Genomic DNA, 12057 nt, shown 5'->3' with positions numbered 1-12057 from the left:
TAAACTCGGCCACTGCCGTCGAAATACAGGCGATAGGGATAGCTTTGCAAACGAATCAATCCTACGACTAACTAAAACCGCGTCCATCAGGTCAAACAGCGCATCTCTACCATTACCCATCAGAGTATAGGCTTTGTGCTGAAAATCCTGAAGTTTGTCAAAATTACTCATGGTCAAGTGATTTGAAACGTCTTTGACCATGAAGCGATCGGAATCAACGATCTGACCGCTTTTCTTTGCTAATTAGTCTAAACTCCAGAATTTAATGATGTTCTCAATATCGCCTAACTTTTTCATGATTCAAAAGAAAGATATTCCGCAACAATCTCGTAACTGATTATTGCGGGTCGATCGATATCTTTAAATGACAGGTATCAATCAAGTATATGGCACACTATTCATTTATTATCCATGTCGTTTTTGATGCCAGTTCCAAGCATGACTGATAATTTTATCTATCTCTGGATATTGGGGATTCCAACCCAGAATTTTTCTTGCTTTTTCACCACTACCGACGAGTGCGGGTGGATCTCCAGCGCGGCGATCGCTTTCTACAACTTTAATTTCTCTTCCCGTAACTTGCTTGGCAGTATCGATGATTTCTCTAACTGAAAAACCATTACCGTTACCTAAATTAAAAATTGTTGAATCTCCACCTTGTAACAGATATTCCACGCCCAGAATATGAGCATCGGCTAAATCGCTAACGTGGATGTAATCGCGAATACAAGTTCCATCAGGAGTATCGTAATCAGTACCAAAAATTGAGACAGACTGGCGCTTACCTAAAGCTGTTTGCAGTACCAAAGGAATTAGATGAGTTTCTGGATCGTGGTCTTCTCCTAACAATCCGGTTGGATCTGCACCAGCAGCATTAAAATAGCGAAAACAGACAGATTTGAAGCCATAGGCAACATCAAAGTCAGCTAAAATTCGCTCTACCATCAATTTAGTCGCACCGTAGGGATTAATTGGACTTTGGGGATGGTCTTCGGGAATCGGTACTGTTTTAGGTACGCCGTAGGTAGCGCAAGTAGAAGAGAAGACGAATTTATCGATCGATGCAGCCTGCATTGCCTCTAGTAAGGTGAGCGTGGCAACGACATTATTACGATAATATTTATCTGGAGTCGTGACAGATTCGCCCACATATGCATAAGCAGAAAAGTGCATGACAGCGGCGATGTCGTACTTAGCAAATAATTCGTCTAGTAAGGGGCGATCGTTGATATCACCAACAATCAAATCCACCTGTAAAACCTGTTCGACCAAATCGCGATGTCCGTACACAAGGTTATCGAGAACAACGACACCATACCCAGCCTGTTTGAGTGCTAAGACTGCATGGGAACCAATATATCCCGCTCCACCAGTAACTAAGATTGTAGGTTTTACAGACGACATTCTCTTCTCCCCTTTGCTGCAACAATCTTTTAATTTAACCGATTATTCAGTTCTCAGGGAGCAGGGAAGAGAGAGTCGCGAAGCTGTAGGGCGTAGACACCCGAAGGGTGGCTTCTCGTAGCCCTTCTCGTAGCCCGAAGGGCTACGAGAGGGCTAGAATGGGAGCTGAGGGAGAGAAGAGAGCTGGAGGAGAAAAACTACTTCTGTCTTCTGTCTTCTGTCTCCTGGCTTAACCATTACCAGTTCCAGCGCTAAGTATCTGTTATGTGAGTTTGCCCAATTTAAACATCTCAAGTTCCATCTTGTAGTATTTACTAGTCCGTCCAATTGGGATCATTTCCAATCTTTGGATAACGCGAATTGAAGCTGTATTTTCGGGTCTGGCAACTGAATAGATTGTGGGTAATTTTAGAGTATTAAATCCATAGTCAAGAATTGCCCTGGCTGCTTGCGTAGCGTATCCATTCCCCCAAGCAGACTGCTTGAGATGCCAACCAATTTCATAATCTTGCGTCCATTGTTCTACTTCATCTCGTAAGGGAATGAGAATAATTGTACCGAGAATTTCTTGATTTTCCTGATTGACAATCGCCCAAAAACCTCCACCATTGAGTTGAGTCGATAGCATTACCCATCGCTCCAGTAGTTTAACTGCGTCTTCAACACTATTGGTTTTCGTCATCAGAAATCGCGTCACTTCTGGATCGCTATAGATCCGAAAGGCTGATTCTGCATCCCGTTCAGGAATCCAGTTGCGAATGATGAGGCGATCGGTTTGAGCAATACTAGACATACGAAAATAATTTAATTATCACTACTCTTCGAGAACGCTTTGCGTATGCGCCTTAGCGCCTACTCTACGAGAAGCCGCTGCGCGTCTTATGCGTGACATTAAATCCCTTGTTGCTTAGCAATCACTCGATCGCGCAAACGTAGCAGCGGCTTGTCATGAATTCCGACACTATTTAATCCGTCCACAGTTTGAAACAAATAATCAGCACTAGAACCGAGTTCTCCCTTAGCAGTAGCAAGAGTATCAACAGTAGCGTCAAAAGAAATATTACCCGCGTAACCCGAACGATGCCGATTCATAACAAACGCGATCGCCTCTACAACTTGCTTATCGTGATAAAACTTGACCCAAGTAGGAACGTAGGAACCAACAATCATTTCTCGCCGCCAGACGATTGTTAATTCCGACATAACATTAGCCGCAGCGATTCTGTAGGCAATACCGCGACAACTACCACCGCGATCGAGTCCCAAAACCAAACCAGGATTATCCGGCGTACCGCGACCGAGAGGAGTCCAGAGGCAAAAACGGCGATGCAAACCGTAAATCGTACCAGTGCGATATTCAGCAAAATGAAAAATCGGGTTCCAAATCAGAGAACCGTAAGCAAACAACCAAATATCAGAATTGGGTTTTTGTCGCACTAAAGTTTGTTGAATCGAAGCTTGTAACTCCGCCTCGCTCAGCAGGTGTTTTCCCAAACTAGATTGAGCGATCGCTTTTTGTAGCAGCCCTGATTCGAGATAGGCGCGAGTGAGAATCATAGCAACGGCGAGAAGAACTGCCTCAGACTTCAACCATCCTACAATAGACCTATTGCAGATAAAACTCAATTAAGCAGGCTAGGACTGCCGCTCGCCTCGCTCCTGCAAACTTTCGGTTTGCGGGTGAAAGTGAATCCCTAAGGCTTGAAGCAGCTTGAAATCATATCGTCCTTTCTCAAGAAGGTGCATTTGCAATAAGTCTAAGATGTCTACCACATCATCTTGCTGCGGTTTTGAAGCGTTTCTACGTAAGTAGCTAGATTCAAGTTAACCAACAGAACCCTACACTATCTAAGTAGTGGAAAGCGGGTGAGGCAGTGAGAATAGGGCGTAACAACTGGCACATTTTCCCAAGACTATTCAGATGGCTGCGACATCTCCCCTCAAGTCTGCGTACTCTACTGCTTGTAGCGGTTTACGTTTTAGCTGGGCTAGGTCTAGAAGAATTAGCCGCTGTCTTTGACACGGCGGCAGCGATCAGCCCTTGGGAGCCATCAGCCGGACTTCACTTCGTGCTTTTGTTGGGTTTTGGTCTGCGCTATACCCCTGAGTTGCTGCTCATCCCCTTGCTACATATGTTAGTGGTGAGTCCACTAAACATTGCTCCGTTCTACGTGTTGCTCTGTGCTATCTGGATAATGCTAGGCTACAGTCTAGCCAGTGCTTTGTTGCTACACAAGTTACATATCGATCCATACCTCCGCCGTTTTCGTGACGTTTTTAGATTTGCTATTGTCACTTTTATTACATCGCTCGTAGTTTCTGGGCTATATGTAACGACGTTAGCGGCAGCCAGCAGTCTTTCTTGGTCTCAATGGACGGTACAAGTCATCCGCGAATGGGCTGGAGAGGCTACTGGCATTGCCATGTTAGCGCCGCCGCTTTTGCTTTTGTTACGCATAGTATCTGAGGCTAAGTGGCAGGTTACTCAAGAAAGACCGACGCAGCAGATCGACGCAGGTCGGTTGAGGAGTCAAACGGTACTGGAGTGCAGCATAGATCTGATTGCTTTAATTGTCGCCATCTGGCTCGGCTATGGATTTCCGCCAGGATTATCTTTAGAGTACAGCTATTTTGTGTTTTTGCCGTTGATTTGGATCGCTGTGCGGCACGGATTCGAGCGAGCAGTGCTAGCAGTTTTAGTCATTAATATTGGTGTCACGCTCCTGGTTTACATTCGCTCTGGGAATAATACATTAGCCTTACAGTTTTGCTTGATGACAGTTTCATACACGGGTTTGCTTGTGGGTGCTGCGGTTACAGAACGCCAGCGAGTAGAAGCGTCACTGCGAGAGAGTCAGCAACAATATCAAAATTTGTACGATTCTGCTCCCGATTCCTATGCCTCGATCGCGGTTAATGGAATTATTAAATCAATCAATCAGATTGGTGCTGATTTTCTGGGCTACCGCAAACAAGAGTTGATCGGCAGACCGATTTGGCTGACGATTTACCAACCAGATTGGCAATTGGCTCAACAATGGTTGGATAGAGTTTTGAGGGAAAGGTTGGTCAGTAGTGAAAATGAACTACGAAAAATTCGCAAAGATGGGTCGGTTGTATGGGTTCGCGAACGCAGCCAACTGCTATTTGACGAAGATGGAATGCCTACGGAGTTGCACGTAATTTGTCGAGATATTACAGAGCGCAAGCACGCAGAGGAGCAACTGCTGCACAATGTGTTTCACGATGCCCTCACAGGTCTACCCAATCGATCTTTATTCATGAATCGCCTAGAGCGTGCGGTGGAACATAGTAAACGAGATGAAGATTATCTTTTTGCTGTCCTCTTCCTTGACTTAGATCGTTTTAAGGTGATCAATGATAGTCTTGGGCATACACTTGGGGACGAATTTCTCATTGCTATTGCTAGAAGACTAGAAGCTTGCATACGTCCTACAGATACGGCGGCGAGACTTGGGGGAGATGAATTCACAATCTTGCTTGAGGGTATTGATGACATTAGCGACACTATCCAAGTCGCAGAACGGATACAAGCCCAACTGACATTGCCCTTCAATTTAGGCGGGCAAGAGGTATTTACTACAGCAAGTATTGGCATTGTCCTGAGAACGACAAGTAACAACCAGCCAGAAGACCTACTGCGCGACGCTGACATCGCTATGTACCGAGCCAAGAGCTTAGGTAAAGCGCGATACGAGATCTTCAACCCAGAGATGCGCAATCGCGCCGTTGCACGCTTGCAGATGGAAACGGAGCTGCGACGAGCGATTGAGCGTCAGGAGTTTCGGATTCACTATCAGCCGATAATATCGCTGCAAACTGGTAGAATTGTTGGCTTTGAGGCGCTAATACGCTGGCAGCATCCAAATCGAGGTCTTGTTTACCCAACCGAGTTCATGTCCATTGCAGAAGAAATCGGGCTAGGTTTTGCTCTAGATCGGTGGGTGCTGCGGGAAGCTTGTCGCCAGCTCCAACAGTGGCAAGAGCAATTCTTATCTAGCCCAGCCGATGAGGAAAGCGCCGCGAGTGATTCCTCAAGAGCAATCCAATCCTTAACCATTAACGTCAATCTTGGTACTCCCCAGTTTGGGCAAGCTGAGCTGCTAAAGCACATCAACCAAGTCCTACAGGAGACTCATCTAGATGCGTCTAGTCTACAGCTAGAGATTACAGAAAATGCGATTATGCAGAATCATGAAGCGGCAAGTGCCATGCTCTCACAACTCGGAGCTATGGGAATTCGGCTGCTCGTTGATGACTTTGGCACTGGCTATTCATCTTTAGGTCGTCTTCACCGCTTTGCGATCGATATGTTAAAAATCGATCGCTCTTTTGTTAGCAATATCGGGACTAGTGCGGTCAGTCTAGAAATCACTGAAACAATCGTGACGCTTGCCCAAAAGCTTGACGTAGACGTGACAGCAGAAGGAGTAGAAACAGCAGAGCAATTAGCCCGGTTGAGAGAGTTGAACTGTGGATACGGACAGGGATATTTTTTCTCTATGCCACTAGAAGCTTCAGCAGCAGAGGCATTAATCGTGACAAATCCCCGGTGGTGAATTGAGGCGAAAGCAAATGAGGCGATCGCGCTTTACTCTCTTATACAAAAACCGTTAGAGCAAGAGCAAGGAAACACAGACAAATAACGGCAAATTATTCTGTCTCCTGTCTCCTGCCTCCTGAAGCGGGCGGTTGGCGAACTCGTCGCCAATGAAGCCGCGTTCTCCGATCTACTTCACCGCTGCTTCTCGCGCTGCGGCTGCTTGGTCGGGATGAATGCCCAAGCGAGTCAGATTGATCCGACCTTTGCCATCGATCTCTCTGACTTTGACAATCACTTCATCACCAACTGTGACTTCGTCTTCAACTTTTCCTACACGATAGTCAGCCAGTTGAGAAATGTGGATCATGCCTTCTTTTCCGGGCAAAAATTCCACAAACGCGCCAATGGGAATAATTCGAGTTACGCGACCAGCGTAGACTTCTCCTTCTTGTAGCTTGCGGGTCATTCCCTGGATGATGTTACGAGCTTTTTTCGCTTTGCTCTCATCCACCGCAGAGATCGTCACCGTGCCATCGTCTTCAATATCGATTTTGGCTCCAGTTTCTTCGGTGATCCCTTTAATTGTCTTGCCACCAGGTCCGATAATCATGCCGATCAGATCTTGCTCGATCTTAATTGTCAGCAGACGCGGGGCAAAGGCTGACATTTCGCTACGCGGCTGGTCGATCGCCTGAAGCATTTTTTCCAAGATGTGCATCCGTGCGGGACGCGCTTGGTCAATGGCTTGTTTGATCGTTCCTATGGGTAACCCAGAAATTTTCATGTCCATTTGCAGGGCTGTAATTCCTGTATCCGTCCCAGCCACTTTAAAGTCCATATCGCCCAAGAAGTCTTCAATCCCCTGAATATCAGTCAGGACGCGGACTTCGGAACCTTCTTTAATCAGTCCCATCGCCGCCCCACTCACGGGCTTGAGAATCGGAACGCCTGCATCCATCAGAGAAAGAGTGGAACCGCAGACCGAACCCATTGACGTAGAACCGTTAGAAGAAAGGACTTCTGACACCACGCGGATGACGTAGGGAAAATCAGCTTTGGGTGGTAAAATGGGCAAGATGGCGCGTTCTGCTAGCGCTCCGTGACCGATTTCACGCCGACCTGGGGCACGCAGAGGTTTTGTTTCCCCAACCGAGAAGGGTGGGAAGTTGTAGTGATGGATATAGCGTTTTTCTAGGTCTTCTTGCAGATCGTCAGATAGGTTTTGAGCGTCGCCTGGTGTTCCCAGGGTACAAGCCGAGAGAACCTGCGTCAGACCGCGATTGAACAACCCGCTACCATGAACCCGCTTGGGTAAAACATCAACTCTACAGGAAACGGGGCGTACTTCGTCTAGTTTGCGTCCGTCAACCCGCACGCCATCTTCAACAATTTGCCGTCGCATCAATTGCTTGGTCAAATCTTTAAAAGTGTTACCCAGTGCTTTGCTTTCGGTAGTCGTAATCACCTTTACCGGATCTTCTTCTGGCAGTTCGGCGATCGCTTCGGCAACAGATGCTTTCACTTCATCGAGGGCAGCATCGCGGCTGTTTTTGTCAAGGTCAAACTGCGAGAGAATTTGTTTGATTTGAGTTTGGGCGCGATCGCGAATGAAGTCTGTTAAAGTAGAATCTACTTCTGGCGGTGTGACTTGTGGCGGTTCGACCCCTAAATCTTTGAGAAACTCCTGTTGAGCAGCGATCAAATCTCGCACGGCTTCGTAGCCGAAATCGATCGCCTCAACCATGTCCTGTTCTGAGAGTTGGTTAGCTCCAGCTTCCACCATAATTACGCCGTCTGGAGTACCCGCTACCACCAGATCCAAATCTCCTGCCTTAATTTCAGCATAGGTAGGATTAATAATAAAGTCATCCCCTACCAAGCCGACGCGCACGGCTGCCATTGGTCCATAAAAAGGAATTTGCGCCAGCATCACCGCCATTGATGCACCCGTTACCGCTAGCACGTCCGGCGGGACTAACTCATCCATTGCCAGAGTCGTCGCCACGACTTGCAGATCGTCCCGCAGCCAACCAGGAAACAGCGGACGCAAGGGGCGATCGATCAAGCGGCTCGTCAGAATCGCCTTTTCTGGCGGACGACCTTCACGCCGCAAGAAACCACCTGGAATTCGACCGACAGCGTAGAGTCTTTCTTCATAATCTACCGTCAGGGGAAGAAAATCAATGCCTTCTCTGGCTGTACTTCGGGTTGCGGTAACTAAAACTGCTGTATCGCCTGATTGAATTAACACTGCTCCCCCAGCTTGAGGGGCTAACATACCTACTCTAAGTCGAATATCCCTTCCATCGAAGGATATTGACCTATCCATCTCTACCATTTAGTTTTTTGTCCTTCTTAATCGCTATTCTGATTCTGTCGCAATCCTAGCACCGATATACCTCTAGTGGGTTGTCACGGAAAAAGGGGAGTCGTAGGGGCGGATTTTGGCAGGACACCTGTATTAGAACAAATAGTTTTTCGGCTAAACCCTCCCGTACGGAAATCGGGGGAAGAAAGATTCAAAGCAATGCTGTATACAACATCAGTTGTCAGTTATCAGTTATCAGTGGTGCGTGCTGCGTGGTGGACATACAAATGACCAATGACCAATGACTAATGACTAATGACAAACTAAGTGAAAACATCTGTTAGAAACATTATCTTAGGGGCGATCGCTTTTGCTACGACTATCCTAGCCGCCATTACTGGCTATGTAGTGGCTGAATGGAATTTGTTAGAGGCAATTTACATGACCACGATTACCGTTCTTGGTGTGGGTTATGGCGAAGTGAAACCGATTACCTCACCTGCACTGCGAGTCTTTACCATTTTGGTGATTGTGGCTGGTTATACTTCGGTGGTTTATATCGTGGGAGGGTTCGTGCAAATGGTGACTGAGGGAGAAATTAATAGTTCTGGCACGGGGTGAATATACCTCTACAGAAAAGAAACTCAAATTAGCTGGTGCGGATCGCGTGATTATGCCCGCTTCTATTGGTGCAGAACGGATGGCGCAGATGATTACCCATCCTGCGGTAATGGATTTTCTCAACCAAGACGACGGACGGCATACTTTAAATGAATTACTCGCTCAAATTGGTGTTTATATGGATGAGTTAACGATCTCGCCCGATTCTCCATTTGCGGGTAAAGTCGTGAGCGACATGGAAGTACGGGGGAAAGGCGGTTTTCTCGTTGTGGCACTGCGTAAACCGGATGGCACGATGATTATTCACCCTCAGCATGAAATGTTGCTAGAAGCAGGTGACACGGTTATCCTCATGGGACATCGTGGCGACATTCCTCAATTTGCCCAAAAATACGTTTTGCGACGGGATATTAGATATAGAGGTGCAAAAGCGCGATCGGATTGGTTGTAAGTTGATGGTTGTTAGATAACTGGTAGTTGGTAGTTGGTAGTTGGTAACTGGTCACTAGCCACTAGCCAGCAGTCACTAGTCACTATTAAATGCGATCGCTTGCCGCTTTTCATTGCTTTAGCAAAAATAAATCTTTCATTTAGTTCTACTTAATTAAGATAGTATAAAGTCGATTTGTTTCCCTGGCTGGGGTTAGGAGTGGGTGGGTGTCGAAGGCTGCTAAGTTTTTGCTAATTGGTTCAACTGAGACTTACAGTGGTAAGTCCGCCACTGTATTAGGTCTATCTCATCGATTGCAACAAATGGGGCTGGATCTTGCCTACGGCAAACCTTTGGGTAGCTGTTTTAGTGAAGATACCACAGCCGCGATCGCTGATGCTGATGTTGAGTTTGTGACTAAACTGCTGAAACTCCCACCGCAGCGAGTATTCCCCACAATCTTGTCCTTGGACGAAAATGCCATTGGCAAACGCTTGCGAGGAGAAGACAACATCGACTACCGCGAACGCCTGAAGCAATATCTGCAACTTCCGGCAGGCGATCTAACAGTCTTGGAAGGACCGGGAACTCTGGAAGAGGGCAGTTTGTTCGATCTGCGAATGCTGCAAGTGGCTGAAATTATCAATGCTTCAATTCTACTGGTGTCTCGCTACAAATCGGCGTTTTCTGTGGAACCTTTGATTTCGGCACGACGGCGCTTGGGCGATCGCTTAATTGGCGTGCTACTGAATGATATTCCTCTCGATCGGATGGAAACTGTAGCAGCAGAAGTCAGCCCTTATCTGGAAAAACGCAGTATTCCAGTTTTAGGAATGCTGCCTAGCAACCGCTTACTCAGAAGTGTCAGCGTTAGAGAATTAGTCAATCAGTTAAAAGCAGATGTCCTTTGCCGTGCCGATCGCCTCGATCTGATGGTGGAAAGTTTGGCAATTGGAGCTATGAATGTCAACTCAGCGTTGAGATATTTCGGACAGCGGCGAAATATGGCTGTCATCACGGGAGGCGATCGCGTTGAAATTCAATTAGCAGCTTTGGAAAGTTCTACTCAATGTCTCATTTTAACTGGTAAGCTTCCCGCACCAACTTTTATCCTTAGTAAAGCAGAAGAACTCGAAATTCCCATCCTCTCAGTCGATCTCGATACGTTAACTACAGTAGAGATTGTCGATCGCACGTTCGGACAAGTGCGCCTGCACGAACCCTTCAAAGTTGAATGCATCCGTCAGTTAATGGCAGAACATTTTGACTTCAATCGCTTATTATCTCAACTCGACCTCAGCCCTGCTGTCGCTCTGCCTTAAATCTAAATTATCCATAAATAGTTGCCATTCCCTGCGGTTCGTGCGAGTATTTACCACTTGCTGTAGGTTTATATATCTCGTTATATAAACATAAACTCTCAGGATGTTTGGCAACAAATTGCATCATCTGGCGATGAAATTTCCCCCTGAAAAATGCTTGCAAGCTTTGCGGCGATCGCCAATAACTTACCATCACGACTTCATTAGCAGCGCAAATCCCTGCTTTAACTTGCACGCAGCCATCAGCCGTCGCCGTTGCGTTCTTAATCCACAGAAGATTTTTCCACATCCAAATAAAGCCTGCGCGATCGCGTGCCAAGAAACCGTTCACAAAGGCGATCGCTTCGGGGTTTTCTGATAACTCAACTTGATAGATTGAATAATTCATACGAGAATCACCTCATTGATTAGCGATCGAGCGAGCAATTTTGACCAGTAGTGACGTTACATGTAATGTCTTTACAGCCATTGCATCTCGTTTAATATGCAATTAATTGAATATGTTAATATAATATGCACTTTTTTGCATAAGTCAAGTAAAGAAATATTATGGCTTTAGCACACGCGATCCTGGCATGTCTGCTCGATCGTTCTCTCAGCGGATACGATCTAGCACAACAATTTGATGGCTCGGTTGGATACTTCTGGGCAGCCAGCCACCAGCAGATTTATCGAGAATTATCCAAATTAGAACAACAAGGCTGGATTGCAGCCGAAACCATACTTCAGACAGGAAAACCAGACAAGAAGCTCTATCGCATCACAGAACTAGGCAAGCAACATCTGAAGGCTTGGATGACCGAAGCTTCCGATCCTTCACCGATTAAGGACGATTTATTAGTCAAAATTTTTGCAGGTTATCTCGCTCCCCAAGCGATCGCAATCGAGTTGAAGCGTCATCAAAAAGCGCATCAGGAAAAGCTGGCAGTATACAAAGCTATAGAGCAAAAGTACTTTAGCAATCCGCAAATACTATCCGAAACCGAAAAGTTTCAATACCTCACTCTCCTGAATGGTATTAGCTACGAAACTCACTGGCTGTCTTGGATTGATAGAGCAATACAGTTACTTAAATAGCAGGGGACAATTCGCAATTCGTACTTTTGCGCTGCGCTACACTACCCCTAGTCTTTGACAAGGCGTTTCCCCTACGGGAAAACAAGCTACATGAACGCAATTTGCAATTCACAACTTACTGCCTGGAGTTTAGACTAATTAGCAAAGAAAAGCGGTCAGATCGTTGATTCCGCTCGCTTCATGGTCAAAGATGTTTCAAATCACTTGACCATGAGTAATTTTGACAAACTTCAGGATTTTCGGCACAAAGCCTATACTCTGATGGGTAATGGTAGAGATGCGCTGTTTGACCTGATGGACGCGGTTTTAGTTAGTCGTAGGATTGATTCGT

Annotated in this window: 9 protein-coding genes and 1 pseudogene; 5 read left to right on the top strand and 5 right to left on the bottom strand. The window is 46.3% G+C overall.

Annotated elements, in window-relative coordinates:
- Positions 1 to 405: 405 nt before the first annotated feature.
- The 3 genes from galE to ACRC32_RS19520 form a co-directional block, all read right to left on the bottom strand.
- Positions 406 to 1404 carry a UDP-glucose 4-epimerase GalE gene (gene galE, locus ACRC32_RS19530; RefSeq protein ID WP_438555534.1) on the bottom strand — a complete coding sequence of 333 codons (999 nt, stop codon included), beginning with the start codon at positions 1402 to 1404 and terminating at the stop codon, positions 406 to 408.
- Between the two features lie 262 nt (positions 1405 to 1666).
- Positions 1667 to 2197 (bottom strand): GNAT family N-acetyltransferase, encoded by a 531-nt coding sequence (locus tag ACRC32_RS19525; RefSeq protein ID WP_438555533.1) that lies wholly within the window; start codon positions 2195 to 2197, stop codon positions 1667 to 1669.
- A gap of 98 nt (positions 2198 to 2295) precedes the next feature.
- Positions 2296 to 2961 (bottom strand): gamma-glutamylcyclotransferase, encoded by a 666-nt coding sequence (locus ACRC32_RS19520; RefSeq protein ID WP_438555532.1) that lies wholly within the window; start codon positions 2959 to 2961, stop codon positions 2296 to 2298.
- A gap of 317 nt (positions 2962 to 3278) precedes the next feature.
- Between ACRC32_RS19520 and ACRC32_RS19515 the strand changes: the two genes are divergently transcribed.
- The gene (locus tag ACRC32_RS19515; RefSeq protein WP_438555531.1) at positions 3279 to 5984 is read left to right on the top strand and encodes an EAL domain-containing protein; all 2706 of its coding nucleotides are present in this window, start codon (positions 3279 to 3281) and stop codon (positions 5982 to 5984) included.
- 171 nt (positions 5985 to 6155) lie between these two features.
- On the opposite strand, the gene ACRC32_RS19510 is transcribed toward ACRC32_RS19515, so the two are convergent.
- Positions 6156 to 8306: a polyribonucleotide nucleotidyltransferase gene (locus ACRC32_RS19510; protein WP_438555530.1), complete on the bottom strand. Its 2151-nt coding sequence runs from the start codon at positions 8304 to 8306 to the stop codon at positions 6156 to 6158.
- Positions 8307 to 8372: 66 nt separating this feature from the next.
- On the opposite strand from ACRC32_RS19510, the gene ACRC32_RS19505 reads away from it, so the two are divergent.
- The 3 genes and pseudogenes from ACRC32_RS19505 (at position 8373) to ACRC32_RS19495 (ending at position 10649) form a co-directional block, all read left to right on the top strand.
- Entirely contained in the window at positions 8373 to 8567 is a 195-nt protein-coding gene (locus tag ACRC32_RS19505; RefSeq protein WP_438555529.1) for a hypothetical protein, read from the top strand.
- 36 nt (positions 8568 to 8603) lie between these two features.
- Positions 8604 to 9348: pseudogene (locus ACRC32_RS19500) on the top strand (TrkA C-terminal domain-containing protein).
- Positions 9349 to 9554: 206 nt separating this feature from the next.
- Positions 9555 to 10649 (top strand): phosphotransacetylase family protein, encoded by a 1095-nt coding sequence (locus ACRC32_RS19495; protein WP_438555528.1) that lies wholly within the window; start codon positions 9555 to 9557, stop codon positions 10647 to 10649.
- A gap of 7 nt (positions 10650 to 10656) precedes the next feature.
- Here the strand turns inward: ACRC32_RS19495 and ACRC32_RS19490 are convergent, their stop codons facing one another.
- Complete coding sequence (locus tag ACRC32_RS19490; RefSeq protein WP_438555527.1) at positions 10657 to 11037, bottom strand: monooxygenase family protein; 381 nt, start codon at positions 11035 to 11037, stop codon at positions 10657 to 10659.
- Positions 11038 to 11198: 161 nt separating this feature from the next.
- Between ACRC32_RS19490 and ACRC32_RS19485 the strand changes: the two genes are divergently transcribed.
- On the top strand, positions 11199 to 11726 hold the full coding sequence (locus ACRC32_RS19485) for a PadR family transcriptional regulator (protein WP_438555526.1): 528 nt from the start codon (positions 11199 to 11201) through the stop codon (positions 11724 to 11726).
- The last annotated feature ends 331 nt before the right edge of the window (positions 11727 to 12057 follow it).

Source organism: Chroococcidiopsis sp. (assembly GCF_051657925.1).
Classification (GTDB): Bacteria; Cyanobacteriota; Cyanobacteriia; order Cyanobacteriales; family Chroococcidiopsidaceae; genus Chroococcidiopsis.
Note: the sequence above shows the minus strand (reverse complement) of the source record. Positions and strands in the feature narration are given on the sequence as shown.

Coding starts and splice junctions, on each gene's coding strand:
- galE (WP_438555534.1), bottom strand. CDS start 1,404: ATGTCGTCTGTAAAACCTACAATCTTAGTTACTGGTGGAGCGGGATAT.
- ACRC32_RS19525 (WP_438555533.1), bottom strand. CDS start 2,197: ATGTCTAGTATTGCTCAAACCGATCGCCTCATCATTCGCAACTGGATT.
- ACRC32_RS19520 (WP_438555532.1), bottom strand. CDS start 2,961: ATGATTCTCACTCGCGCCTATCTCGAATCAGGGCTGCTACAAAAAGCG.
- ACRC32_RS19510 (WP_438555530.1), bottom strand. CDS start 8,306: ATGGTAGAGATGGATAGGTCAATATCCTTCGATGGAAGGGATATTCGA.
- ACRC32_RS19490 (WP_438555527.1), bottom strand. CDS start 11,037: ATGAATTATTCAATCTATCAAGTTGAGTTATCAGAAAACCCCGAAGCG.
- ACRC32_RS19485 (WP_438555526.1), top strand. CDS start 11,199: ATGGCTTTAGCACACGCGATCCTGGCATGTCTGCTCGATCGTTCTCTC.